The following is a 25,552-nucleotide window of genomic DNA, read 5'->3' on the forward strand; positions in this document are numbered from 1 at the left end:
GAGGGACCGTTGCCGCAACCACAACCGATCAAGCACGGCTGCCTGCAGGGCGGGAACGTCAACGCGTACGGCGGGCGCGAGGAGATCCGGCGGCTGGTCATGGGGACCGGGCCGGAGGAGTTCGCGCCGGTCGTGGACGCGTACAAGAAGACGTCGCAGCTGCTCACCGACACGATCGCGGCGCTGGGGGACAGCGCGGCGCGGCTGGTGGCCGACGGGAACTGGGGCGGGGAGTCCGCCCGGGCCATGCTCACGCGCATGAACCGGCTCCAGGCGTACCTGCAGTCGCTGCGGAACGGCGTGGACGGCGTCCCGCCCGGGCTGGAGGCGGTGGGCGCCGAGCTGGCCTCGGCCAAGGAGCGCTTCGACAAGGCCACGGAGCAGCAGGAGTACTGGGTGGAGGCGAGTGGCATGGGCGCCGGGTCGATGGAGCCGCTCAACGATCCGGACGCGGACGCGCGGGCCTTCATGCAGCAGCTCAACGGCGTGTTCCAGCGGGCGTACACGGCCATGCCGGACGCCCTGGCGTGGGACCCGGAGCTGGCCTCGCCGGCCCCCTACCTGCCGCCGCCGGTCGACCCCGCCTCGGGGCCCGCGCAGGGCGGCGACCTGCCGTTCGAAAGCACGGTGCCGGTGCGGTCCCGCACCGATCTCGCCGGCACGCCCGGCGACCCATTGACTCCCGCGGGCCCGCTACCCGGTCAAGCTGCGGTGCCGGGTGCGCCCGCGGGGGCGTCACCACCCACCTCCCTGGCGAGTTGGCCGGGTGTGCCGCCCGCCGGCGGCCCCGCCGCGGGAGGCGGGCAGCCCGCCCCGGCCGGGAACGTGCCGCCCGCCGGGCTGCCACCGTCACCCGGTACGGCGTCACCCGGTACGGCGCCACCAATGCCCGGCGTCACGGGGACCACCCCGGCCGGGAGCACGAGGCCGCCAGGCAACCAGGGCAACCAGGGCAACCCGGGCGATCCGGGCGCCGGCCGCCCGGGGACGAATCGCCCGGCGGATCCCTATCAGAGTCCGAGCACGAGTGCCGCCCAGGAGCCGAAGCCGTCCGGGCCGTCCGTGCGGCCGGGCAGCGTGCCGGTCGTGGACGGCTCATGGCCCCCGGCCAGGTCACCCGTCGCCGGCGCCGAGCCCGGCGCGACGGCCGCCGGCGGCGTGCCGTTCCTGCCCATGGGCGGTACCGCGGACGGCGGGCAGAACGCCCGCAGGTCCACCGCGTCGAAGGGCGCCGACGACGACTTCTTCCGCCCCGCGGTCGTGCACGGCCCGCCGGTGGTGGGGTGAGGCCATGTCCGGCGACTTCGTGGCGACGCAGGCCGGCTCCATCCGCGAGATGGGCCGCAACATCGCCGCCGCCCCCATGCGGGATCTGGAACGGATGTCCTCGGCCATCAGGCACGTCAATCTCTCCGCCGGCGCCTATGGCGCGTTCGGCCTGCTCGGCGGCTCGCTGGAGCAGGCGTTCGACGACGTCAAGCGGGCCGCGCTGACGTATCTGGCCGCCAAGCGGGCCGAAGTGTCCGGCATCCACGACAAGGCGTACGGCACCGCCAACACCTACGTGGACGGCGACGCGAACGCCGGCCGGACGGCCGCCGACATCACCAGGACGTGAACATGCTCGAACAACCGTGGTCCGTCATCGAGGGCTCGGCGATGGCCGTGACCGGCTCCATGCTCCTCGGCTGGAACCGGGCCCGTTACGCCACCCTGGTCCTGCCCCTCATGTACGGCGACACCGCCCAGCAGCGGGCGGCGGCCGAGGCGTGGGAGGAGCTGGCCGGAGCCCTGCGGGCACACCCGAAGACCGTCGACGACTCCGTCAGGAACGTCGAGTGGACCGCCCCCAGCGCGGAGCTCTACAAGGGCACCGTGCAGCAGTACGCCGACGACGCCGCCGACAAGTCCGCCTCGCCCAAGGCCTCGGCCGACACCCTGCGCGTCACGGCCGGCGTGTACGACGTCCTCGGCAAGGCCGTCTTCCTCACCGGCGCGAGCATCCTGACCGCCGGGGTGATGCACAAGGTCGCCCAGCTGAACCCGTACACCCGGGTCGCCGCGGAGGTGGCCGCCTCCGGGTTCGGCCGCCGGGCCGACCACCAGGCCGGCGCGATCGCCGCCAGGGCGCGGGCCTTCGCGGAGGGCGGCAAGGGCGTGCTGGGCAAGGTGGCGCAGAAGCTGGTGCAGATGTCGCCCGCCAAGCAGGCGCTCGTGGGCGGCGCCGCGGCCGTCACGGCAGGGGCGATGGGACAGTCGGCGGTCGCCGACCAGTTCAGCGGTACGAAACTCGAGGCTCCGACTCCGGGGGTGAAGGCATGACGGCGTTCGACGAGAGTGCCATGGACCGGCTGATCGCCGAGGCGCAGCGGCCGGCGGGCGGGCTGGACGACCTCTACGCGCAGGTCCTCGCCGTCAAGGGGGCCGCGCAGGACCCGGACAAGCTGGTGCGGGTCGAGTGCTCGGCGCAGGGCGTCACCGGGCTGGACATCGACCCGAGGGCCATGCGCTGGGGCTCGCAGCGCCTCGCCGAGACCATCCTGGTGCTGATCGCCGACGCCCTGGCCGACATGCAGGCCAGGTCCGCCGAGCTCCTCGGGGACGTCCTGGGGGAGGGCCCGCTGGACCTGGCCGCCGAGAACAACCCTGCCGACCTGCGCATGCGGGAGGCGCGGGAGGCGTACGAGCAGGCCATGGACCAGGCGATGGCCGAGCTGGGACGCATCGGGCGCGACCTCGACCGCTAAGGGCCGGGGTCGAGGTAGGCGGTCTGGACGAGCTTCTCGCCCGACCGCCGGTCCACGTAGAGTCCGCGCCCGGGCGGGAGCTGGCGCGGGCGCACGTTCCCGAACAGCTGCCCCTCGTCGCGGGGCCCCGACAGCATCACGGCGGGCGAGTTCATCTCCTTCAGCCGCCGCACGATCGGGTCCAGCATGCTGCGCCCGGCCCCGCCCATGGCGCGCGCCAGGACCAGGTGCAGCCCGATGTCCCTGGCCTGCGGCAGCAGCTCGCCGAGCACGGCCAGCGGGTTGGCCGAGGTCGCCACGAGGTCGTAGTCGTCCACGATGACGTACAGGTCCTGGCCGGTCCACCAGCTGCGCGTCCGCAGCTGCTCCGAGGTGAGGTCCGGCGGCGGCAGCCGCGTCTGCATCACCTCGTGGACGCCCTTGAGCAGCTCCGCGGCGGCGGCGCTGGAGGCCGCGTACCCGATCCGGTGCTCGGTGTCGGTCGCGTCCAGCAGCGAGCGCCGGTAGTCGATGACGATGAAGCGCGCCTCCAGCGGCGTCTTGCCGTTCGCGATGCCCCGGGCGAGCACCCGCAGCAGGTTGGTCTTGCCGCTTTCGGTGTCGCCGAACACCACGAAGTGGGGGTCGGCGTCGAAGTCCAGCAGTACGGGCGCCAGCGCGGCCTCGTCGATCCCGATCGGGATGCGCGTGCCGCCCTCCGGGGGAGCGGGCAGGGTGTGCGCGGGCAGCAGGGCGGGCAGCAGCCGCACGGGCGGCGCCGGATGCCCGCGCCAGGCCGCCGCCACGGCCTCGACCAGGGCGGCGACCCCGTCGGTGAGGTCGTCCACGGTGGAGCGGCCGTCGATGCGCGGCAGCGCGGCCAGGAAGTGCAGGGCCTCGCGGGTGAGCCCGCGCCCGGGGGCCCGCTCGGGCACGTTCGAGGCCGCCTTGCGGTCGATCTCGGAGTCGAAGGAGTCGCCGAGCCGCAGCTCCAGCCGGGTGCCGAGCAGGTCGCGCACCCCGGCCCTGAACTCCATCCACCGGTTCGCGGTGCCGATCACGTGGATGCCGAACCCCAGGCCCCGGGTGACCAGGTCGCCGAGGTCGGGTTCGAGCAGCTCGTACTCCTGGCGCAGGATCGCCCAGCCGTCCACCACGATGAACACGTCGCCCCAGCCGTCACCCTCGTAGGCGCCCGAGGCGACCATCCTGCGGTAGGTGGCCATGGAGTCGATCCCGCGCTCGACGAACAGCCGCTCGCGGCGGTCGAGCAGCGTCTTGACCTCGGCGACCGTCCTGCGCACGGCGTCGGCGTCCAGCCGGTTGGCGACCCCGCCGACGTGCGGCAGCCCGGTCAGCGACGACAGCGTGCCCCCGCCGAAGTCCAGGCAGTAGAACTGCACCTCCTTGGGGGTGTGCGTGAGCGCGAGCGAGGCGATCAGCGTGCGCAGCAGCGTGCTCTTGCCGGTCTGCGGCGCGCCGACGATCGCGACGTTGCCCGCCGCCCCCGACAGGTCCAGCCAGTACGGATCCCGCCGCTGGTCGAACGGGCTGTCCACGATCCCCGCCACGGCGTGCAGCCGCCCCGGCCGGTCCTGGGCGGTGCCCGCGGCCGTCAGCCCGTGCTCCGGCGTAACCTCGACGGGCGGCAGCAGCTGGTCGAGCGAGGCGGGCTCCTTGAGCGGCGGCAACCAGATCCGGTGCGCCGCCGGACCCTGCCCGGCCAGCCGGCCCACCACGATCTCCAGCAGGCTGTCCTTCCTGCCCTTGCTCTCCTCGACCACCGGCGGCGCCTGCTCGGCGGGCGGCATCGGCACCCGCTCCGGCCCGTACCAGACGATCTTCCCGCGGTGCCCGGCGCGCGCCGTCACCGCCGGCCCCTGCGCCGAGGCCGGCTGGTACGGCCCCGACACGTACGCCGCCTTGAACCGCGTCATGCCCGTGGTCTCGAACATCAGGTAGGCGTTGCCCGGCTCGGGCGGCAGCGAGTACGCGTCCGCCACCCCCAGCACGGCCCGGCTCTCGGCCGCGGAGAACGTCCGCAGGCCGATCCGGTACGACAGGTGCGTGTCGAGCCCGCGCAGCCGCCCCGACTCCAGCCGCTGCGAGGCCAGCAGCAGGTGCACGCCCAGCGACCGGCCGAGCCGCCCGATCATCACGAACAGCTCGATGAACTCCGGCTTGGCCGACAGCAGCTCGCTGAACTCGTCCAGCACGATGAACAGCGTCGGCAGCGGCCGCAGGTTCGCCCCCTGCTCGCGGGCCTGCTCGTAGTCCCGCAGCGAGGCGTAGTTGCCGGCCGCGCGCAGCAGCTCCTGGCGGCGCACCAGCTCGCCGTGGAGCGCGTCGTGCATGCGGTCCACCAGCGGCAGCTCGTCCTCCAGGTTCGTGATGACCGCCGAGACGTGCGGCAGCGTGTCCAGCCCGAGGAAGGTGGCGCCGCCCTTGAAGTCGACGAGCACGAAGTTCAGGGTCTCGGAGGAGTGCGTGACCGCCAGCGCCAGCACGAGCGTGCGCAGCAGCTCCGACTTCCCCGAGCCGGTCGCGCCGACCACGAGCCCGTGCGGTCCCATGCCGCCCTGGGCGGCCTCCTTGATGTCCAGCTCGACGGGCCGCCCGTCGGCGCCCAGGCCGATCGGGACGCGCAGCCGGTTCCTGACCGGGCGGGGCTGCCACGTCTGGGCGGGCGCCAGCCGCCGCGCGTCGCCGATCCGCAGCAGGTCGGTGAGCGTCGTGTTCGTGGCGAAGACGTCCCGCGCCTCCTCCGCGCCCGCCCCCGACCCGGTCCGCATCGGCGCGAGCTGCCTGACCAGAGCGGCGAACGCGGGCGGGTCGAGCCGGTCCGGCCGCCCCAGCCCCGACCTGACCTCCTTGCCGAGCTCGTCCTCGGCCACCCGGACCACCTGGTCGGGGCCGACCTCCAGCCGCAGCGTGAGCTGCGCTGGCACCTGCGCGGTGCCGCCGCCGACGTCGATCACGGTCACGCCCTCGATGACGTCCAGGCCGAGCTGGCTGCCCGCGGGCACGGTGCCGCCGTCCACGACGACCACGTGGTACGGCAGCGCGTCCGCCGAGAGCCCCTTGCTGAAGCGCGGCCGGTCCTTCAGCTCGAACCCCAGCAGGTCGTCCAGCTCGCCCAGATCCCCCGAGACCAGCCGCACGGGGCCCGCCCCGTCCTCCTCGGTGGGGTGCAGGGCGTGCGGCAGCCACTTGACCGGCTCCCACTCGCGGGCCCTGTCGGCGCCCGCGCACACCGAGATCCGCAGGTCCTCCGGCGAGTGCAGCGCCGCCGCCTGGGCCAGCAGGGCCCGTACGAGCCCGCGCGCCGCCGCCGGGTCGCCCGTGATCACGATCCTGGCGAACGAGTGCAGCGCCAGCGCCACCGGCAGCCCGGGAACGGTGGCGTGCGTGCGGACGAACCGCCGCAGCGCGCCCGCGGTCACCGGGTCGAGGTCCTCGATCGGCTTGGTCTCCGGCGGGATCAGCGGCAGCGCCAGCCGCTGCGCCGAGGTGGCGATCCTGACCTGGGCGAAGTCGTCGTCGCGGGGCCGCCGCTCCCACAGCCGGGTCGTCATCACCAGCGACCACAGGGCGGCCGGGTCCGGATGGTTCCAGGTCATGGCCTTGTGCTGCTGCGCGGCGGCGGCCCGGACCCGCTTCCTGACCTGCTCCAGGTAGCGGTAGTAGTCGCGGCGCTGGCCGTTGAGCTGGCTCTTGCGCTCGCCCGCGCCGCGCAGCATCTGGCCCACGGTCATGCCGATCATCGAGACCGCGAACAGGCCGCTGGAGACCAGCATGATGGGGTTGTTCGTGGACCCGCCGGTGAACATCAGCGCCATCGCGCCCGCGCCCGCCAGCATCGGCAGATACGTCAGGAGCTGGGTCAGCCCGCCGCCCGTCACCGTCTCGGGGATCTCGGGCGGGGACTCCAGCAGGACCTCGCCGCCGGGAGGCTCGGGTGGCCGGCGCCGCTCCGGCCTGCGGACCACGATCAGGCTGCCGCTCACGCCGCCATACAAGCCGTTGACGTAGCGAAACAGGCGATATTTCAAATTTCCTGTACGTATTAAGCCCGTCGCGTTCGGTGTCCGATCCATACACTCGTCCGGGTGAGCGCCACCGGAACCGACCTGTGCCGGGTCACCGTCGTGACCCCGCGTGGATTCCTGGACCTGGGTCTGCCGCCGGACATCCCGCTCGGCAACATGCTGCCCACGCTGCTGCGCGTCGCCGGCGAAGGGCTCGCGGAGGCGGGCCTGGCCCACGGCGGCTGGGTGCTCCAGCGCCTGGGTGGCCCGCCGTTCGACGTGAACGCGACCCTGTCGGAGCTGGCCGTCCACGACGGCGAGATGCTGCACCTGCGGCCGCGCGGCCACGAGCTGCCGGAGGTCGTCTTCGACGACGTCGCCGACGCGGTGGCGACCGGCGTGCTGGAGCGCACCGGCCGCTGGCAGCCCGCCACGACCAGGGCCTACGGGCTGCGCGCCGCCGCCACCCTGCTCGGCGCGGGCGCTGTCGCACTGGCGGCGACCGGCCCGCCCTGGCTGCCCACCGCGCTCGTCGCGGGCGCCGTCGCGCTGGTCCTGCTGCTGGTGGCCGTGGCGCTGTCGCGGGCACTCGGCGACGCGCGGGCGGGCGCGGTGATCGGGTACGCGGCCCTGCCGTACGGGTTCGTCGCGGGCCTGACCGGGCCGGCGTCGGCGGCCGTCGTCCAGCCGGACACCCTGCTGTCGGCCTGCGGCGTGGTGCTGATGCTGGCCACGGCCACCGGGTTCCTGGTCGCCCAGGGGCTGCCCACGTTCCTCGGCGTGGCCGCCGCCGCACTGTCCGGGCTGGTGGCGTCCGGGCTGGTCATGGCCTTCGACCTGCCCGCGGGCGGGGTCGCGGCGGTGCTCGCGGCCCTCGCGGTGGGGCTGACCACGGCGATCCCCTCGCTGTCGTTCCGGCTGGCGGGCATGCCGCTGCCCGCGCTGCCGACGACGGCGGAGGAGCTGCGCCGCGAGAGCGGCGACCTGGACGGCGCGCTGGTGATCGACAAGACCGTGGTGGCCGACCGCTTCTGCACGGGGCTGGTCGCCGGCGTGGCGGTGATCGTGCTCGCCGCCCAGGTGCTGCTCACGGTGGCGGGCACCTGGGCCGCGCTCGCGATGAGCGCCGTGCTGTCGCTGTCGCTGCTCATGCGGGCCCGCGTGTTCGAGGGCCGCGGCCAGCGGGCCTGGCTGCTGACGGCTGCCCTGCTGGGGGTGGCCCTGCCCGCCGCGGCCGCGGTGGTCACGGCGGCCGACGGGGTGGTGCTCTACGGGATCGTCCCCGGGCTGGTCGTGCTGGCCCTGGGCGTGGTGGGGACGGCGCTGTGGCTGACGTCCGCGCGGCCGTCCCCCTTCTGGGGCCGCGTGGGCGACATCTTCGACATCCTGCTGATGATCGCCCTGATCCCGCTGGCGCTGGCCGTGCTGGACCTGTACGAGACCATCCGGGGCCTGGTGAGCTAGCTACGGCTCCTGACCACGTCCTCGAGGCTCATGTCGCCGCCCGGCGCCTTGACCGTCCACTGGAAGGACCCCGTGCCGGGCGGGAGCGGCTGCCCCTGCGGAGGGGCGGCGAACGTCCCCGCCTTCGCGGGGTCGACGGCCCCCGTGCCGAAGTCGATCGCCGCGGCGCCGGTCGGGCGCATGAAGGCCAGCTGCACGGCGGCCGTCCCGCCGACGCCCGCCGCGACGCCGCCCAGCACGTCCTTGAGCCCGAGCGAGCCGAGGAACCGCTTCAGCGCGCCGGTCGAGGCGGCCAGCGACGCGCTCGCCTGGACCCCCGTCCTGCGCATGGCGATCCTGGCGGCCAGCCTGGTCTGCGGCGCCAGCGCGAGGACCTGCAGCGCGGCCAGCCGCAGGTACGTCTCCTGCGCGATCTTGGCCGCCGCCCCCCAGTAGACCATGAACCCGTCGCCGATGCTGTCCACGTGCCCCGCCACCCACTGCACGTTGGTGCGGAAGGCATCGAGCTCGGCCCGCAGCCGGTTGGCCGCGCTCGCGAACTCCTGCTGGTCGCCGGCGATCCAGTTCTGCCCCGAGTTGTTGATCACCATGGTCAGCGAGTTGTTCGCGCCCTTGTCGAGCCGCCCGCCCGCGCCCGCCTGGAGGTTGGCGGCCGCCTCCCAGATGCCGGGCACGTTCGCGACCGCGGGAACGGTGGCCAGCAGGCCGACGGCGACCGACGGCTCCATCCGGGCCGCCTTGCGCAGGACACCCTGCACGGCCTCGGGGTCGGGCGGGTTCTTCGACAGGCGCAGGGGAGAGCCGTCCCGGGCGCGCCCGGCCACCCTGGGCCTCACGGTTTCTTCACCCGCTGGACGATCAGGTCCTCGGCGGTGCGCCAGTTGCGCTCGGCGAAGGCCAGGTCCTCGCCCTCCCACTTCCGCATCACCGCGAGCGCCGTCTCGGTGTCGCGGACGAACGAGTCGAGCAGCGACCGGTACAGTGCCCCGACCGTCCACTCGCCCAGCGGCCCCCAGCCGGGGAAGCCGACCGTCCGGTTCTCCTCGAAGATCTGGCGCACCTCGTCGAGAACCGGCAGGAGGTCGTCCCTGATGCCCCGCCGGACCTCGCCGATCGCGTCGGGGGTGATATAACGCGTATCCGGATTCACGGTCATCAGCCTGTAGCGTGCCGGGCGCGCGGGACAGGGACGTCATTCACTGGTCGTTGATCATTCTCAATTACGAAACCAGACAGCTTCTCCGTATTTATCCCGATAAATTGGGTTAAGTAGGGAGTCATGTGATCCAAGGGGCGGGAGTTGCACAGCCAGCGCGACCTTTATCAGGCGTACCGCCTCACCGTTCAGCGCATCGGCCTGGCGCTCCTGCGCGCCCAGCCCAACCAGCCCGAATGGCCGCTGCGCCGCCAGAACATCGGCTTCCTCGCCGGCATCATGGTCGCGGTGCTGCTCTGCGTCGGCTTCGCGGTCTTCGGCCTGCTGCGCCCGGGCGGCACGAAGGCGCTGGAGGAGCCCGGCACGCTGATCATCGAGCGCGAGACCGGCGCCAGGTTCGTCTACAGCCAGGAGCAGCGCAGGCTCATCCCCGTCGCCAACTACGCCTCGGCCCGCCTCGTGCTCGCCTCCCAGGACGTCAAGGAGCGCGTCGTCGCGCGGGAGGCGCTGGCCACGTACGAGCGCGGCGCCCTCATCGGCATCCCCGAGGCCCCCGACTCGCTGCCCGGCCCCGCGAACCTGGCCCGCGGCCCCTGGGCGGCCTGCGTCCAGGAGCGCGCCGAACCGACCGGGCGCAAGCCGTACGTGACGCTGGTCGCCGGGCGCGACCTCGGCGGCGCGCCACTCGCGGAGGGGAACGCGCTGCTGGTCGACGTGGGCGGGCAGCGGTGGGCGATCTGGCGGGGCACCCGCATGCGCGTCCCCACCGGCATCGCCCGCGGGCTCACCTCGGCCGTCCCCGCCGCCGTGCCCGTGGCCTGGCTGAACGCGCTGCCCGAGGGGCCCGACCTGGCCGCGCCCGACGTCCGCGGGCGCGGCCGGCCGGTGGCGGGGCCCGGGGGCAGGACGGCGGCCGTGGGGCAGGTCTTCCGCGCGGGCGGCGTGGCCGGCGGCGAGGACCGCTGGTACGTGCTGCTGGACGACGGCCTGGCCCCCATCACGCAGGCGCAGGCCACGCTGCTGCTGAGCGACCCCGACAGCAGGGCGGCCTACGGCGGCGGCGCGGTCAGGGAGATCGCCGTCGACGCGGCCTCCGCCAACGCCGCCCCCCACTCGCGGACCGCCGTCCCCGCCGACGGCCTGCCCGCTGTCATGCCGCGCATGACCGCGTACGACCCGGCCAGTCCCATCTGCGTCGTCTACGCCGACACGGGCACCGGCTCCACCCGCGTCCGGCTCACCACCGGCGCCAAGCTGCCCGAGCCGCGCGGCGACGCGACCGACCTGGTACGCCTGCCGCCGGGCCGGGCGGTGCTGGCCGGCGTCCTGCCCGGCGACGGGCAGCTGACCGCGGTCCAGTCCTACTACCTGGTCACCGCCGAGGGCCGCCGCTACGCCGTGCCGGGCGCCGACGTGCTGGCCAAGCTCGGCTACGCCCCTGGCCAGGCCACCCCGGTGCCCGCCAACGTGCTCCAGCTCATCCCCGAGGGGCCGGTGCTCGACCCGGCCAGGGCGGCCAGGCCCCTGCTCGAAGGGGGCCGGCCGCAGGCCGCGGGTCAGTAGCCGCGGTAGTCGTTGCCGGTCTTCAGCGCGACCACGCCGGGCACGTTCGAGACCGAGCCGTACCTCTCGATGGCGTACCGGACGCCCGCGATGATGTTGTCCACCGGGTTCCAGATGTTGCCGTGCCCCGGCAGCTTCCACCGCTCGAAGGTGGGGTCGATCGTCTGCATCAGGCCCTTGGACGGCGTCCCTCTGGCCGCGTTGGAGTCCCAGGTGTTGATGCTGTTCGGATTGCCGCCGGACTCCTTCCGGATGATCGTGTAGATGTCGTTGACGTTCATCTTCTCGACCGGGTAGCCGTTGGCCTTGAGGATCTCGACGGCCTGGTTGATCCAGCCGGCGATCTCCGGTGGCGGGGCGGGGCCGCCGCCGGGCGGGGGCGGGCCGCTGGAGCCGTACCCGCCGAACCCGGCGCCCGACGAGCCCGAGCCCGTGGCCGCGGCCAGCGCGGTCGTGCCGGGCTCCGGCCGCGCGGGCGCCCAGCCGAGCGCTCTGCCCGAGCGGGGGGCGAAGGGTTGCGCGTCGGGCTCGCCAAGTTCGGCGGCGACGTCCGGGATCGTGCCGAGCGCCTTCTGGATCTTTCCCGCGGTGTCGGACAGGGTCGTGCCGGTGGCGGCGACGAGCTCCTTCAGCGTCGCGCGGGCCTGGTCCAGCGCGGGTTTCAGGCTCTGGGCGACCTGCTCCTCGGTGGGCCGCGGCTCGCGGCCCCGCACCTCCTGCGCGGCGGCGGCGTAGCCGTGGCAGATCTCCAGCGCCCGCGACTCGGCCGAGCGCAGGGTGCTCGCGGCGGCGTCGAGGTGGCCCGCGCACTCCTGCAGCGCCTGGCGCAGCCCGTCGCCGCAGCGCACCACCTGGCCCATGTAGCCGGTGAACGCCTCCGCGCTGCCGCCCTGCCACGCGCCGCCCACGCCGGCGGTCGCGGTGCGGAGCGCTTCGGTGTGCCGCTGGCCGGTGCCGGCGGCGGTGCGCCAGGCGTTCGCCGCCGAGGCGATCCCGCCCGGGTCGCCGATCACCTTGGCCGCCAGGTCGGCCAGCTCCGCGCCTCCCGGCGCGGCTCTGACCTCGTCGAGCGGGCTCATGCTCGAACCGCGCCGCCGTCGGCGTCGATCACCGTACGCCGGACGGCGTCGAGCGTGTGCTCGACCGCCTCCAGCCGGCCGCCCAGGGTCCGCGCCGCCAGCTCGGAGACCCGCGCCAGGTCGGCCGCCGCCGTGGCCATGGCCGCCGACCCGGACACGTCGCCGAACGCCGCCGCGCCCGGCGCCTGGCCCTTGATGCCCGAGAACGCGCCGGCCGCCGCACCGGCCGCCTCGGCGCACCCGGCCAGCGCGTCGCGCTGGAACTTGAGCATCCCGCTCCTTCCCGTCAACGCCGGAACAGCTCCAGCAGTTCGTCCGCCCGATGGGTGCGGGCGATCCACACCTCGCGCCCGCGCCGCTCGCGCGTGATCAGCCGCCCGGCCCGCAGCCGGTCGCAGTGGTACGTGAGGCCGCTGGGCGCGATCTTCATGTCGGTGGCCAGCATCGACATGGTCATGGGCTGGTCGAGCGCGCACAGCAGGTCCGCGCGGACCGGTCCCACGAGCGCCGACAGCTCGTCCACCGCCGGCGCGACGGGCTTGCGCCACAACGAGTCCGCCCCGCGCACGGGGTAGGCGATCCACACCGCCTCCGGGTGGTCCATGCTGAGGATCAGGGCGTCCTTGCCGGCCAGCATCGGCACCAGGACGATCTTGCGGTCGCCCAGCTCGAACGTGCCTGGTTCGAGGTCCGGGACGAGCAGGCCGCGCTCGCCGTACACGAGGCGCTCGCTGAGCGCGCCGAGCAGGAGCTCGGGGCCGCCGCGCACGGTGGCGACGCCGACCCGTTCGATCTCCCTGTCCAGCAGCGGGCGGCCGCGCTTCCACAAGGGCTCGGTGGTGCTCCAGACATCGGCCAGGGCGCCGGCGTAGCCGAGCAGCCAGCGGGCCGGCCGCTCGGCCGCCGCCCGCCAGTGCGCGGGCAGCGGCCCCGGGCCGAACGCCTGCTCGAGGTCCCTGAGCAGGCGGTCAGGGGGCATGTCGTGCAGGGCGCTGATCTGGGCCTGCATGGAGACGTCCTGGCCGACGGGCGTGTGCGGCACCAGGATGTCCGGCGCGACGGAGTAGCCGGGCGCGGCCAGCGGGCGTACGGCCTCGTGCCCCAGCGGGCCGACGCGCGAGCTGATCGCCCGCCGCCAGAGCTCGGGCAGGCCGCGGCGGCGGCCGGCGAGGGCGTCGGCGATCATGGCGAGGACGGTCAGGTTGGGTGAGATGGAGATATAGAGCTTGGGCGTGGAGCTCACGCGCAGCTCGCTCCATACCTTGGTGCTTGTTACTTGGGCCCCCACAGGTAGGACTGTAGACAGGGAAGACATCTCCGGAGGAATGCTTCGAGAATGCTCGAAACATCCGTAAGCGGGATGATCAACTTCTACGTGATGCGAACGCTCCGGCTTTCCGGGACGTGCGTCCGCCGCTCTGGGATCACGTTCATGATGTGTCCTCTTTGTGGTGCTGTGCTGTGATTTATGGAGAACTTACGCCCCTCCACTAACTTCTCGCTTAAAAGGCTCTAACAGACACTTGTCCATCACTGGCCCCATAGGTCCCACCGAGGGTCGGCAATCTTGCACCCCGGGCCAAGAGATCGTCTCCTGTGAGTGGGTTTTTCCAACCTCCCTCGTCCCCGGCCCAGTGGCCGGGTCACCCCTCCGGATGCAAGGCTTCCCGCATCCGCCCCGGTCCTCCTGCGAACGGGTGGCCGGGGTGGAATCCCCGCAGGGCGCTGGAAGGAGTGCGTATGACCCAAGTAGCCGGCCGCGTCGAGGCCAAGCGGATCAACGACCACGTGGAGCTCATCCACGTCGACAACCCGGACGCGGTGTTGGAAGTACCGCGCCGCGACTGGGAGTCGTTCACCGCGGCGGTCAAGGCGGGCTCGTTCGACCTCGAGACGCTCAACCGGTTGGCCGAGGAGAACGTGGCCTGACGCCCCGCCGCACGAAGAGGCGCCCGCTCCCAGCGCAGTGGAGCGGGCGCCTCCGTGGTGCGGCGTCCTGTCATGGGGCGGACGTCAGCCGCGGCCGGTCCAGTACGCCTTGGCGCGGTCCCAGGCCGCCGTGCCGACGGCGCGGCCGAGGGCGCGGCCCTGCAGGTCTCCCAGGCGGAAGTGGATGCCGCCGTACCGGCGCGACATCCCGGCCTCGTCGGCCGCTTCGGTGAACGTGCGCCAGTGCAACGTCACGTCCTGCGCCGGCGTCACCCCGGGCTCCACCTGCGAGGAGCCCTTCACGACCACGGCCTGCCCGCCGAAGGTGTCGGCGCCGGTGAAGCGCTTGAGCACCTCGGCCGCCGCCGCGCTGAACGTGCTGTGGCCCGAGACGTACTCCGCGAACGGCGGCGTCGGGAACGTCGGCGCCTGGAACGGCACCCACGTGGCCCCGTCGATCACCCGGCCGCCCCACGTCGGGATCTGCTGCCCCTTGTACAGGAACCGGATCGCGGTGATCGGGCGGCCCGAGTCGTGGTCGCGCTTGACCTCCCACGAGGCGATCCCGGCGTCCATGACCGAGTTGGCCAGCGCGAAGAACAGCTTCACGTCCTGGTCGATGCCGTGGTGGTCGCGCGCCGAGATCTGCTGCGCGAACAGGCTCCAGTGGCCGGGCGGCGTCTCGCTGCTGGGGCCGTCGGCCCAGTATTCGGCGATCGACTTCTGCCGGTCGGTCAGCGCGGCCGTGGTGGACACGATCTCGGCGGCCTGCGTGCGGAAACCGGACGAGCCGTAGGCGTACGGCGGGGGCACGGCGTCGGCGAGGCCGCGGGCGGTGCCGCTGAAGGAGGCCACCTGGCCCCAGTGCGGCGCGAGGAACGGCGGCGTGACCGTCGCCCCGGCCCGGTTGACGTACGTCAGGGGCGCCCACCGGCCGGGATCGTTGAGCGAGGTCAGCGGGTCGGCCACGACCACGGGGGCGTTGACGGGCGCGTAGCCGGTGGTGTCGGCGTAGCCGCCGAGCTGGTTGGAGCCGTCGGTGTGGCGGTAGTCGAGCACCGCCTGGCACGCGGTGACGCCGGTCTGCGCCGGGACGCTCGACGCGTCGGCCGGGTCGTAGCCCAGCTCGGTCATCAGCGCGTCGAACGTGGCCCGCTGCGCCGGATAGAGGTCGACCGCCGCCAGGTGGGCGGCGAAACTGATGGCCGCGGCCTTGTTGGCGTCGGTGCGCTCGGCCGCGGGCCGCCGCAGCGAGCCGCCCAGGCGGGTGCCGACGGCGACCGCGTCGTAGGCGGCCCACGCGTCGTAGGCGCAGGTGTGCACGATCGCCAGCGCCCTGGCCACGAGTGGCGGGCCCAGCGTGCCGGTGCGCACCGCGGTGAGCAGCGTCTGGTTCCACCGGACGACCACGTTGGGACCCGTGGCCTGGGCGGGTAAGGCGGGCAGGGCGAGCGCGGCGGCGCTCACGAGCGCGAGCGCGGCCACGCGTAAGGATCTCAGCACGGGCAAGACAGTTCCCCTCGTTGTCAGCGAGCCCCGGGGTGCCTCCGGGGCATGACGACGATTCCATACTCGAACACGTTTTCGGGCTAGCCTTCCGGTGACAGTCGCCTGCCGTTGCGGTGACCCCCGCTCGATCTTTCGCCGGCGCGTCCTGGGGGCTGACCTGGCCAGTGTGCCTGCGCGGGAGCGGGGTCGGATTTTTCGCGATTTTCCTTGATAACGGCGCTGTCCGAAAGTTTCGGTGGTTCATCGAAATATTCTTGACGGCTTTCGCGGTGGGCACTTAGAGTCCGAAATCAATGATCGGAATGAGCTTTCGGAAGGCTTCAGAAGGAAGGCCATGACATCAGTGAACGCGCCGGGTCTGGCGCCCTGGCGGGACAGCGCGCGGACGGTCGGCGAACGGGTCGAGTCCCTCCTCGCGGAGATGACGCTGGAGGAGAAGGTCGCGCAGCTCGGCTCCGTCTGGCTCCGGAACGGGCCCGAGCACGGCAACGTGGCGCCGATGCAGGACCGCTTCGACACGGCCGAAGGGCTGGACGAGCAGCTGGCCCACGGGCTCGGGCACCTCACCCGCGTGTACGGCACCGCCCCGCTGTCCGCCGCCGAGGGCGCGGCCCGGCTGCGCAAGCTCCAGGAGCTGGTGGTCACGTCGAACCGGCTCGGCATCCCGGCGATCGCCCATGAGGAGTGCCTGACCGGGTTCGCGACGTTCGGGGCGACCGCGTACCCGACGCCGCTGGCCTGGGCGGCCACGTTCGACCCGGACCTCGTCGAGCGCATGGCCGCGGCGATCGGCGCCGATCTGCGGGCCGCGGGCGTCCACCAGGGCCTGTCGCCGGTGCTGGACGTCGTACGCGACTACCGCTGGGGGCGGGTCGAGGAGACGCTGGGCGAGGACCCGTACCTGGTGGGCAAGATCGGCGCGGCCTACGTGCGCGGCCTGGAGGGCGCCGGGGTCATCGCCACCCTGAAGCACTTCGCCGGCTACGGCGCCTCGCGCGCGGCCCGCAACCACGCGCCCGTAAGCATCGGGCCGCGCGAGCTCGCCGACGTGATCCTGCCGCCGTTCGAGGTCGCGCTGCACGAGGGCGGCGCGCGTTCGGTGATGAACTCCTACACCGACCTCGACGGCGTGCCGGTCGGGGCGAGCGCGGACCTGCTGCGGCGGCTGCTGCGGGACGAGTGGGGGTTCGACGGGACCGTGGTGTCCGACTACTGGTCCGTCCCGTTCCTCGCCTCCACGCACCGGGTGGCCGAGGACGACGCCGCGGCCGGGGAGGTGGCGCTGCGGGCGGGCGTCGACGTGGAGCTGCCCGAGACGGTGTCGTACGGCGCGCACCTGGTCGCGAAGGTCCGCGCGGGCCACGTCGAGGAGGCGCTGGTCGACGAGTCGGTACGCCGGGTGCTGCGCCAGAAGATCGAGCTCGGCCTGCTGGACGGCGCCCCGCTCGTCCCGGACGGCGCGGACGACGTCGATCTGGACAGCCCGCGCAACCGCGGGATAGCCGCCGAGATCGCGGAACGTTCCATCGTGCTCCTGGGCAACCCCGACGGCCTGCTGCCCATCGGCCCCCGCACGACCGCCCGGCTCGCCGTCATCGGGCCGTGCGCCGACGATTCGCGTACGCTCATGGGCTGCTACGCCTTCCCCAACCACGTGCTCGACCGCTACCCGGAGCACGGCATGGGCCTGCCCATCCCGTCCATCAAAGAGAGCCTCACGCTGGAGTTCCCCTACGCCGACGTGCGCCACTGCCTCGGCGCCGAGGTGTCGGGCGACGACGCGTCGGGCATCCCCGGGGCCGCCGAGGTCGCGGCGGAGGCGGATCTCGCGCTCGTGTTCGTCGGCGACCGGGCCGGGCTGTTCGGCGGGGGCACGTCGGGGGAGGGCTGCGACGTGGCCGACCTGCGGCTGCCCGGACTCCAGCCCGACCTGGTCGAAGCGGTCCTCGCGACCGGCACGCCGACCGTGCTGGTGGTGGTCTCGGGCCGGCCTTACGCGCTCGGCGCCTACAAGGACCGGGTGGCCGCGCTGGTCCAGGCGTTCTTCCCCGGCGTGGAAGGCGCGGCCGCGGTGGCGGGCGTGCTGAGCGGGCGGGTCAACCCCTCGGGACGGCTGCCGGTGCAGATCCCCGGCACGCCGCCGATCAGCCCGTCCACCTACCTCCAGCCGCCCCTGGGGAGGAAGGCGGAGGGCATCACGGTGCTCGACCCCACTCCGGCGTACGCGTTCGGGCACGGCCTGTCGTACTCGGCCGTCGAGTACGTGGCCATGACGACGGACGTGGCCGAGTGCCCCACCGACGGCTCGGTCGAGGTCCGGGTGAAGGTGCGCAACACCGGCGCCAGGCCCGCCGAGGAGGTCGTGCAGCTCTACGCCTCCGACCCGGTCGCGCAGGTCGCCAGGCCCGTCGTGCAGCTCGTCGGGTTCGCCAGGGTGGCGCTGGAGCCGGGGGAGGAGCGGGCGGTGGTGTTCGGCGTGCCCGTGGACGCGTTCTCGTACACCGGGCCCGACCTGCGGCGCATCGTCGAGCCGGGGGCGATCGTGCTCTCCGCCGGGCCCTCCGCCGGGGACCTGCCGCTGCGGGCCGCCGTCCGGCTCACCGGCGGGACCGTCGTGCTCGGCTCGAAGCGGCGGCTCACCACTCACGCCTAGCCGGCCCGCCGGCCCGCCGGGCCGGCTAGGGCAGGCGCAGCTCGGCGAAGACGCCGCGGTGGTCGGTCCTGGGCACGTCCACGATCTCGACCCGGTTCACGGCCACCCGCCGGTCGGCCAGGACGTGGTCGATGGAGATGATGGGCGGCATGCCCCGGCCGTTCGGCCAGGTCGGGATCAGGCCCTTGCCCACCTGGTCGGCGGCGTCCACGTAACCGCGGTCGAGCAGGTCGCGGAAGGCGCGGTGGTCGAGGCTGGCGTTGAAGTCGCCGGCCAGCACCCGGATCGCCGACGGCGAGGCCGGGGGGAGCGCGCGCAGGGAGGCCTTCCACTCCGCCTCCATGCGCCCGAGCGGCGGGTTGGGGTGGACGGCCACGACCTCGACCTTGCCGCCGCCGGGCAGCGCCACGGTGGCGGCGGGCATGTTGTGGCCGATCGGGGTGAACAGGCCGGTCAGCTCCGTCACCGGGTGCTTGGAGTAGATGCCGCTGCCGGTGGCGCCGAAGTCGGCCTGCAGCACCCGGTACGGCAGGAGCTGCTTCAGCCCGGCCGCGTCCAGGCGCTCGACCTCGGCCGGGGTGAGCTCCAGGGCGCTGAACACCTCGACGTCGAACCTGCGTACCAGGTCGACGACGGTCTGCGCGTCACCGCGGCCGAACAGGTTGACCGACAGCACCCGCAGCGGCGCGCCCTGCGCGGGCGGCTGCTCGGCGCTGAAGGCCCGCGGCGTCACGACCGACACCAGCACCGCGCAGACGAGCGCCGCGGCGAGCGCGGCCGGGCGGTTGCGCCGCAGCAGCGACAGGATCGCGGTCAGCGCCGCCAGCCCGGCCCCGATGGGCGTCACGGTCATGAGCTGGGTCAGGAACGAGCCGCCCTCGATGCCGGCGACCCTGATGACGGCCCACAGGGCCAGCAGCGCGACGACCGTCCACGCGAGCCACCGCCTGCGCCGCTTCCTGGGAGCAGGGGAGCCGCCGTCCGCGGCCCGCCCGGTCTCCACCGTTGTGCTCACTCCGCCGTCCCGTCCGCGCATCCTTCCACTGCTTGAACCCTAAACCGGCGCGGGACGGCGCGCGCCGCGTCCACAGCTCGCTCTCAGGGTCCGGCGTCGGCGCAGGTCAGCGACGTGCGCCTCGATGCAGGGGGCCCTGCCCTACAGCGTGCTGCTCAGCAGCGCGCTGGCGTGCGTCGGTCACGATGGGGTCGTTGCCGGCGTAGACCACGCGGGAGACCGAAGGAACCGGTCTGCCCAACCGACGACCATCGGCTGATGAGCGCTACGAACGGAGACCGGGACCTCCGCCCAGCCGGGTCCCGGCCCGCGTGGGCGTCTCAGGCGGTGGCGTAGTCGGCGATGATCACCGTGGCGTCGTCCTTGGGGTCGGCCGCGGCCATCTCGTCGTACAGCCGGTCCAGGCACGCGCCCGGCGACATCCCCACGGTGAACAGCTCCTTCATGCGCGCCGCCCCGAGCGCCCTGATCGCGCCGCTCGTGACGACCACGACGCGGTCGCCAGGACGGAGCGGAACGGCGCCGACCTCCGGGTTGAGCTGCGCCGGCAGGCCGATCCCGCGCAACGGCGGGCCGTCGCCCAAGGAGTGTGACGTGGTGAGCGGCCGCGGCTGCGCGCCTTTCCGGCAGTGCCAGATGGCGCCGTCGCCGACGTGCGCGAAGCGCAGGCGCGGGCTCTCGCCCGGTTCGAGGACGATCACGTCCAGGCTGGTGACCAGGGCGGATCCCGCGCCGCCGCGCACGGACGCGGTCCGCACGGCGCGATGCGCCGCCTGCGCGCACTCGTCCAGATCCTCCTGGTACTGCGGCCTGGCGCCGACCACGGCGCCCAGGGCCAGGGCCGCGGCGGTGTGGGCCGGCCCGCCGCCGGCCGCGCCGTGGGCCGCCGCGACCAGCCGCTCCTGGACGACGTACGCGTCCGACGGCCGGCCGCGCGAGCCCTCGTACGTGCCTCCCACCGCCACCAGGCGCGGCCGGGCCACCGGCATGCCGGCCGGCCAGTTCCCCCGCCGGCCGCGGACCGTCATCACCGACAGGCAGCCCACCAGGATCGAGATCACCAGCAAGGTCATGAGGTCCCCTTTCGCCGCATCGTCGCGACCCGCAGCCCAGTACACAGCGCTGCTGAGCAGACGCGACTGACGGCTGATCGGCCGTCGTAGCGAATGACGGCCGATCAGCCGTCATGCCGGGGGACGCTCGGGGAGCCAGGGTGCGGAGAGGCGGTCAACACCGCGAGCAGAGCCGGCACGAGGGAAACGACGATGCGACCCATGTCTCCACCCGGCGCCACAGAGACGCTCTTACGTTATTGTGAAGCCCGTCTTGTGCTGTCATCGCGAGCGGGCGGCTCATGTCTCTCCCCGGTTCCACGAGATACGACTCCGCGACCAGGCACATGGCGCGGACCATCGCGCGCACCGGTGCGGGGGCGCGGGGCGTGGTGGGGTTCGTGGCGATCGTCGCCGCGACCCTCGGCGCCGTTCCACCGGTCTCTTTCGCCTGGCTGGCGCCCGCGCTCGCGGCCGACCTCGTGTGGACGGGGCTGTTCCTGTGGGTGGCCTGGCGCGGCCGGCGGCTTCCGGCCTGGCTGGTGGCCGGTGACGCGGTCATCACCGTCGCCCTCTGCCTCGCGCAGGGTCACCTCGTCGGCGGGGCCGCGCTCGAGGGCGGTTCGAGCTGGATCGCGGGGCTGGTGACGATGACCATCGTCGTATCGGGGGTCACGTGGCGGCCGTGGGTGGCCGTGCCCGTCGGGCTCGTCGTGGCGGGGGCGTACCTGGCCGGGATGCGGCTGGCGGCCCCGTACCAGGAGGTGGCCGGGACGCTGGGGATCCACCTCGTGCAGATCCTCTGCATCGCGCTGCTGATGACGTTGCTGCGCCGCTCCGCCGCCTCGGCGGACGCGTTCCTGCGGGAGAGCGCGCGCGCCGAGATCGCGCTCATGGCCGAGCGGCTGCGCCGCGAGGACGAGCTGCGCCAGGTCGGCAGCGTCCACGAGACGTCGCTGCACACGCTGACGATGGTCGGGCTGGGCACGTACGACAAGCCCTCGCCCACCCTGCGCCGGCAGGCGCTGGCCGATCTGGCGGCGCTGGAGAAGCTGCGCGCCAGGCCGAGCGCCGAGTCCGCGCCCATCGCCCTGGACGCCCTGCTCGACGAGGTGGCCGGGCGGGTGACGGGGCTGGACGTCCGCAAGCGGCTGACGCCGGAGACGGTGCCGGGGGAGGTCGCGGAGCGGTTCGCCCGCGCGGTCACCGAGGCGCTGGCCAACGTGGCGCTGCACTCCGGGGTGCGCGAGGCGGAGTTGGTCTCCAGCCGGTGCGACGGCGAGATCAGGGTGGAGGTCGCGGACGCGGGGGGCGGTTTCGACGTGGAACGGGTGCCGTCGGACCGGTTCGGCGTGCGCGGGTCGATCCTCGACACCATGCGCTCGCTCCCGAACGCGGGCGCCGACATCCGCTCCGGCGACCAGGGCACCCGGGTGAGCCTGTGGTGGCGGCCATGACCGGGGGCATCTCACGGCGCGGGGCGGTCAAGACCGGGGGCATCTTGCGGCGAGGGGGCGGCCATGCCCGATGACATCGAAGAGGTGGCGCAGCGGTACGCCCGCTACACCGCGATCGGCGCGGTCGTGATCACCGGGGTCTGGCACACCGGCTACGACCTCACCGTCACCGTCTCCGGCTGGCCCGCCTTCCGCTGGCCGTGGCTGGTGGCGGCGGCCTGGATCGCCTACACGGCGGTCGTCGTGGTCGCCGCGCGATCGCTGGTCACGGCGTTCGAGGGGCCGGCCAGGGCCCGCTCGCTGGCCGCCGTCGTGCTGGCCGCGGACATCGCGGTGATCGTCTCCTGCCGCCCCGAGGACCTGCTCGGCCCCAGCGACTGGGCCTGGGGCTCGGTGGGCTGGGTCGGTGTCCTGCTCCTGTGGAACCGGCCGGCCTGGCGGCGCGAGCTGATCGCGTTCCTGTCCCTCAACGCCGCGATCATGCTGGCGGCGATGATCGTGACGGGGACCGTCGACCGGGTCTCCATCGCCAAATACCTCATGGTCATGGTGGGGAGCATCACGCTGCAGCTCGGCTACGCGGCGGGCTGCCACACGCTGCGCGTCCGCGCCGAGGACGCCGCGCTGCTGGCCCGCCGGCTGGCCGCCGACGACGCCTGGCGGGAGTCCGCCCAGCGCATCCATGCCGACCGGCTCCGCCGCTACGCCGCGATCCGAGACGTGGCGGAGTCGCTGCTCGAACAGCTCGCCGACGGCGCCGACCCGGGTGATCCCCGTGTACGCGAGGACTGCACGGCCGGGGCCATGCGGCTGCGGCGGCTCATCACGGAGCGGGAGGACGTACCGGACGAGCTGGTGTCGGTGCTGCGCGAGCGCATCGACGCGGCCGAGCGGCGCCAGGTCCTGGTGACGGCGCCGCCGTTCGGGGAGCGCATGCCCGCGCTGCCGGACGGCGTACGGGAGGATCTGCTCAGAGCACCCGTGCGGGCGCTGGACGGGGCGAGGTCGCGAGCCCGGGTCACGGTGTCCGCGATGTCCACAATGGTGAGTGTGGCCGTCGTGGCCGACAACGACGACCTGCCCGTCAGCGCCACCCCGGTGCGGGAGCCGAGCGGGGTCGTCGTCACCTATCAGCGGCAGGGAGGGGAGGTATGGGTCAACAGCATCTGGGAGGGCCCGCCGGCGGAGGGGCGGGACGCGTGACGGTAGCCCTGGTGGAGGACCATCAGGTGGTGGTGGACGGCGTGAGGTCGTGGTTCGGGCCGCCGAGCCCGGTGGAGCTGGTCGCGCAGGGGCCGACCATCGAGTCCGTACGCGGTGTGCAGGCCGACGTGCTCCTGCTGGACCTCAATCTCAACGGCACCATGGTCGTGGACCGGGTCGCCGAGCTGTGTGCCGGCGGCCAGCGGGTCATCGTCTTCTCCGAGCACGAGGAGCCGGAGACGGTGCGCGCGGTGCTGGACGCGGGGGCGTCGGCGTTCATCGGCAAGGGCCGGGCCACCCGGGAGTCCTGCCTGGAGACCATCCTGGAGGTGGCGGCCGACCGGCCGTCCGTCACCCCGCCCATGGCCCAGGCGATCGCCACGGACGAGGGCCCGCACCGGCCGCAGCTGTCCGACAAGGAGCGGGCGGCGCTGCTGTACTGGTTCCAGTCGATGTCGAAGGCGTCGGTGGCGGCCAGGATGGGCATCAAGGAGCGCACCGTGCGCCAGTACATCGACCGCGCCAGGGTCAAGTACGCCGCCGCCGGCCGCCCCGCGCCGACCAAGGAGAAACTCCTCATCTGCGCCATCCAGGACGGGCTGGTCCAGCCGGACGAGGTGACCGTCTACACCTCCCTGGCCGCCCGCGCGACGCCGTCCGAGGAGTTCCGCCCTGGGTGAAGGCGTTATGCCGTGGGCGATGTGGGGCTGCCTGGGCCGATCCGGAAGGGCAAGGTGATTCTCGAACGGGCGGCCGATCGAGAGGTGGTGTCACGTCATGGCGGTGGCGGAAGTGCTGGGACCGGGGGATTGGCTGGGCTCGCAGCTGCGCGACGACGCCAGCTGGCGCATCCGGCTCACGGAGGCGCACCGGCGGGAGGTGCTCGCCGCCGTCCACGCGGCGGAGGGCGAGGCCACGGAGGCGCACCGGCGGGAGGTGCTGACCGCCGTCCATGCGGCGGAGCGCGAGGTTACGGAGGCGCTTGCGGCGGGGAGTGAGGTCACGGAGGGGCACCGTCAGGAGGTGCTTGCGGCGGGGCGCGAGATCACGCGAGAGAGGTTCCGGCTGCCGACGCTCGGCCCCGTCCTGCGGCGGGTGCGCGACGAGCTCACGCACGGCCGCGGCTTCGTCCTGCTCCAGGGGGTGCCCGTCGAGGGGCTGAGCGAGCGCCAGTGCGAGACGGCCGCCCTCGGCCTCGCCGCCCACGTGGGTGGCATCGTCCCGCAGGGTCCGGAGGGGGCGCTGGTGATGCACGTACGCGACACGGGCGCCGACCCGTCCCACGCGCGGACCAAGAGCTACCAGCACAGCGGCCGGCTCGGCTACCACAGCGACCCGACCGACGTCGTGGCCCTCCTCTGCGTCCGCCCGGCGAAATCCGGCGGCCTCAGCGCCGTCGTCAGCTCCGTGGCGGTGCACAACGAGGTCGTGCGCACCCGGCCTGACCTGGCAGAGGTCCTCTACGAGCCGTGGTGGCACGACCGCCGCACCGGCGACGGCCCCGACAGCTTCTACACCAAGCCGATCTGCGCGGCTCGCCCCGGGGGCGGGGTGTCCATCGCGTACGGCCCCGACTACCTACGCTCCGCCCAGCGCGGCGCCACCGTGCCGCCCTTCACCCGGGCGCAGGAGGAGGCCATGGCTCTCCTCGACGACCTGACCAACGACGCCCGCTTCACGCTCACCATGGATCTGCGACCGGGCGACCTGCAGTTCCTCAACAACCACGTGACCTTGCACAGCCGCACCGCCTACGAGGACCACCCCGAGCCGTCCCGCCGCCGCCACTTACTCCGCCTCTGGCTCACGACGGGCTGAGGCGGGGTCAGCGTCGCTGGCACTCAAGATCGGCAGGATCGAAACTTACGGGGAAGGGTGTCGTCAGGTTCGCTATCTCACCTGCCTTGTAGGCGGTCGGAGGGTCGTAGCTCTCGCCGTTGAGCTCGTAGACGTAGACCGTCGGTCCTTCCCCCATTTCGACTCGCCAGTAGCTGGGGATGCCTGCCGCCGCATACGCCATGACCTTGAGGCCCCTGTCCCTCATCTTGGTGCTTGGGCTGACCACTTCCGCCGCGAGCAGGATCTCTTCTGGCGAGTACATCAGCTGATCCCTGTCTGCGGGCACGATGACAAGGTCAGGTATGTAGTAGTCCTTATCGGTGACGCGGAGATTGACGGTTGCCAGAGGCTCCAGCTCGAGTGGCGCCGCATCGTCGAGGATGCGCTGCAGTCGATAGATGGCGCGCTGGTGGGGAGATGTGGGGGAAGGGCTCACCAGTAGGCTCCCGTTGAAGAGCTCGTAGCGGTTCCCGTCGTCGGGGAACTTGAGCAGGTCGTCGACTGTGTACGGCGGCGCAGGAAGGACAATCTCGCGCCTCGTGGTCGGTTCGATCGTCGCCATTGCGGTCACCCACCAAGTATCGGGAACCTTACCCTCGCCCACATGCTACTTCCCCAATTCTCATCACTTTAAGTTCTGGTCCAGTCACGTATTGATACATGCCCTCCGGATCGGACATAAGTGAAAGTTTCAGTCAATGAGCGAGTTAGTGGGAAAGCCCTTTCCCCTGCTCATCCGGCACGCCGACCTGGGTATGTGGAGAGATGACCATGAGCTGACATAGCCCGTCATTTGTGTGGACTTGCGGGGTCAGATACGGTCGCCCCGCGGAGCGCTCCCCTTTCCCGGAACCCCCCGACCGGAACACGGAGATCGCA

At 73.1% G+C, this 25,552-nt stretch carries 22 protein-coding genes; 12 read left to right on the top strand and 10 right to left on the bottom strand.

What is annotated here, in order from left to right; all coding sequences use genetic code 11:
- The first annotated feature begins 9 nt into the window (after positions 1 to 9).
- The 4 genes from HD596_RS27845 to HD596_RS27860 are packed head-to-tail and all read left to right on the top strand — an operon-like array spanning position 10 to position 2,747.
- Positions 10 to 1,287: a WXG100 family type VII secretion target gene (locus HD596_RS27845; protein WP_185072261.1), complete on the top strand. Its 1,278-nt coding sequence runs from the start codon at positions 10 to 12 to the stop codon at positions 1,285 to 1,287.
- Between the two features lie 4 nt (positions 1,288 to 1,291).
- On the top strand, positions 1,292 to 1,618 hold the full coding sequence (locus HD596_RS27850) for a hypothetical protein (RefSeq protein ID WP_185072262.1): 327 nt from the start codon (positions 1,292 to 1,294) through the stop codon (positions 1,616 to 1,618).
- Between the two features lie 2 nt (positions 1,619 to 1,620).
- Positions 1,621 to 2,322, top strand: coding sequence for a hypothetical protein (locus tag HD596_RS27855; protein ID WP_185072263.1), 702 nt, complete (start codon positions 1,621 to 1,623; stop codon positions 2,320 to 2,322).
- On the top strand, positions 2,319 to 2,747 hold the full coding sequence (locus tag HD596_RS27860) for a YbaB/EbfC family nucleoid-associated protein (protein WP_185072264.1): 429 nt from the start codon (positions 2,319 to 2,321) through the stop codon (positions 2,745 to 2,747). Before HD596_RS27855 ends, HD596_RS27860 begins: the two co-directional genes overlap by 4 nt.
- Here the strand turns inward: HD596_RS27860 and eccCa are convergent.
- A complete protein-coding gene (eccCa, locus tag HD596_RS27865) occupies positions 2,744 to 6,733 on the bottom strand; it encodes a type VII secretion protein EccCa (protein WP_313044828.1) in 3,990 nt (1,329 codons plus the stop codon). The genes HD596_RS27860 and eccCa overlap by 4 nt on opposite strands.
- Positions 6,734 to 6,835: 102 nt before the next feature.
- Between eccCa and eccD the strand changes: the two genes are divergently transcribed.
- Positions 6,836 to 8,218, top strand: coding sequence for a type VII secretion integral membrane protein EccD (eccD, locus tag HD596_RS27870; RefSeq protein WP_185072266.1), 1,383 nt, complete (start codon positions 6,836 to 6,838; stop codon positions 8,216 to 8,218).
- Here the strand turns inward: eccD and HD596_RS27875 are convergent.
- Together HD596_RS27875 and HD596_RS27880 are read right to left on the bottom strand one after the other, a co-directional pair.
- Positions 8,215 to 9,054 (bottom strand): hypothetical protein, encoded by an 840-nt coding sequence (locus HD596_RS27875; protein ID WP_185072267.1) that lies wholly within the window; start codon positions 9,052 to 9,054, stop codon positions 8,215 to 8,217. The two genes, eccD and HD596_RS27875, sit on opposite strands and share 4 nt — an antisense overlap.
- Positions 9,051 to 9,374, bottom strand: a complete 324-nt coding sequence (locus HD596_RS27880; protein WP_185072268.1) for a hypothetical protein — start codon at positions 9,372 to 9,374, stop codon at positions 9,051 to 9,053. Before HD596_RS27880 ends, HD596_RS27875 begins: the two co-directional genes overlap by 4 nt.
- Positions 9,375 to 9,518: 144 nt before the next feature.
- On the opposite strand from HD596_RS27880, the gene eccB reads away from it, so the two are divergent.
- Positions 9,519 to 10,937, top strand: a complete 1,419-nt coding sequence (gene eccB, locus HD596_RS27885) for a type VII secretion protein EccB (protein WP_185072269.1) — start codon at positions 9,519 to 9,521, stop codon at positions 10,935 to 10,937.
- On the opposite strand, the gene HD596_RS27890 is transcribed toward eccB, so the two are convergent.
- The 3 genes from HD596_RS27890 to HD596_RS27900 are packed head-to-tail and all read right to left on the bottom strand — an operon-like array spanning position 10,931 to position 13,259.
- The gene (locus HD596_RS27890; RefSeq protein WP_185072270.1) at positions 10,931 to 12,016 is read right to left on the bottom strand and encodes a transglycosylase SLT domain-containing protein; all 1,086 of its coding nucleotides are present in this window, start codon (positions 12,014 to 12,016) and stop codon (positions 10,931 to 10,933) included. The genes eccB and HD596_RS27890 overlap by 7 nt on opposite strands.
- Positions 12,013 to 12,288, bottom strand: coding sequence for a hypothetical protein (locus HD596_RS27895; protein ID WP_185072271.1), 276 nt, complete (start codon positions 12,286 to 12,288; stop codon positions 12,013 to 12,015). Before HD596_RS27895 ends, HD596_RS27890 begins: the two co-directional genes overlap by 4 nt.
- A gap of 14 nt (positions 12,289 to 12,302) precedes the next feature.
- Complete coding sequence (locus HD596_RS27900) at positions 12,303 to 13,259, bottom strand: ArsR/SmtB family transcription factor (protein ID WP_185072272.1); 957 nt, start codon at positions 13,257 to 13,259, stop codon at positions 12,303 to 12,305.
- Positions 13,260 to 13,756: 497 nt separating this feature from the next.
- Here HD596_RS27900 and HD596_RS27905 point away from each other — a divergent pair, with 497 nt between their 5' ends.
- Complete coding sequence (locus HD596_RS27905) at positions 13,757 to 13,945, top strand: hypothetical protein (RefSeq protein ID WP_185072273.1); 189 nt, start codon at positions 13,757 to 13,759, stop codon at positions 13,943 to 13,945.
- Positions 13,946 to 14,029: 84 nt separating this feature from the next.
- Here HD596_RS27905 and HD596_RS27910 read toward each other — a convergent pair whose 3' ends face one another.
- Positions 14,030 to 15,448 carry a vanadium-dependent haloperoxidase gene (locus tag HD596_RS27910; protein WP_185072274.1) on the bottom strand — a complete coding sequence of 473 codons (1,419 nt, stop codon included), beginning with the start codon at positions 15,446 to 15,448 and terminating at the stop codon, positions 14,030 to 14,032.
- A gap of 340 nt (positions 15,449 to 15,788) precedes the next feature.
- Between HD596_RS27910 and HD596_RS27915 the strand changes: the two genes are divergently transcribed.
- Entirely contained in the window at positions 15,789 to 18,107 is a 2,319-nt protein-coding gene (locus HD596_RS27915) for a beta-xylosidase/alpha-l-arabinosidase (protein WP_185072275.1), read from the top strand.
- 25 nt (positions 18,108 to 18,132) lie between these two features.
- Here the strand turns inward: HD596_RS27915 and HD596_RS27920 are convergent, their stop codons facing one another.
- On the bottom strand, positions 18,133 to 19,122 hold the full coding sequence (locus HD596_RS27920) for an endonuclease/exonuclease/phosphatase family protein (RefSeq protein ID WP_313044833.1): 990 nt from the start codon (positions 19,120 to 19,122) through the stop codon (positions 18,133 to 18,135).
- A gap of 320 nt (positions 19,123 to 19,442) precedes the next feature.
- Positions 19,443 to 20,195 (bottom strand): PP2C family protein-serine/threonine phosphatase, encoded by a 753-nt coding sequence (locus tag HD596_RS27925; protein WP_185072277.1) that lies wholly within the window; start codon positions 20,193 to 20,195, stop codon positions 19,443 to 19,445.
- Between the two features lie 281 nt (positions 20,196 to 20,476).
- On the opposite strand from HD596_RS27925, the gene HD596_RS27930 reads away from it, so the two are divergent.
- The 4 genes from HD596_RS27930 to HD596_RS27945 all read left to right on the top strand — a co-directional run bounded on the left by HD596_RS27930 (position 20,477) and on the right by HD596_RS27945 (position 24,652).
- A complete protein-coding gene (locus HD596_RS27930; protein WP_221519543.1) occupies positions 20,477 to 21,631 on the top strand; it encodes a sensor histidine kinase in 1,155 nt (384 codons plus the stop codon).
- A 63-nt stretch (positions 21,632 to 21,694) separates the two neighbouring features.
- Entirely contained in the window at positions 21,695 to 22,834 is a 1,140-nt protein-coding gene (locus HD596_RS27935; RefSeq protein ID WP_185072279.1) for a hypothetical protein, read from the top strand.
- Positions 22,831 to 23,514 (top strand): response regulator, encoded by a 684-nt coding sequence (locus HD596_RS27940; protein WP_313044836.1) that lies wholly within the window; start codon positions 22,831 to 22,833, stop codon positions 23,512 to 23,514. Before HD596_RS27935 ends, HD596_RS27940 begins: the two co-directional genes overlap by 4 nt.
- A 97-nt stretch (positions 23,515 to 23,611) precedes the next feature.
- Positions 23,612 to 24,652, top strand: coding sequence for a TauD/TfdA family dioxygenase (locus HD596_RS27945; RefSeq protein WP_185072281.1), 1,041 nt, complete (start codon positions 23,612 to 23,614; stop codon positions 24,650 to 24,652).
- A gap of 7 nt (positions 24,653 to 24,659) precedes the next feature.
- On the opposite strand, the gene HD596_RS27950 is transcribed toward HD596_RS27945, so the two are convergent.
- Positions 24,660 to 25,235, bottom strand: a complete 576-nt coding sequence (locus tag HD596_RS27950; RefSeq protein WP_185072282.1) for a Uma2 family endonuclease — start codon at positions 25,233 to 25,235, stop codon at positions 24,660 to 24,662.
- Positions 25,236 to 25,552 lie beyond the last annotated feature (317 nt).

Origin of the sequence: Nonomuraea jabiensis, assembly GCF_014204795.1 — a bacterium.
GTDB classification, from domain to species: domain Bacteria; phylum Actinomycetota; class Actinomycetes; order Streptosporangiales; family Streptosporangiaceae; genus Nonomuraea; species Nonomuraea jabiensis.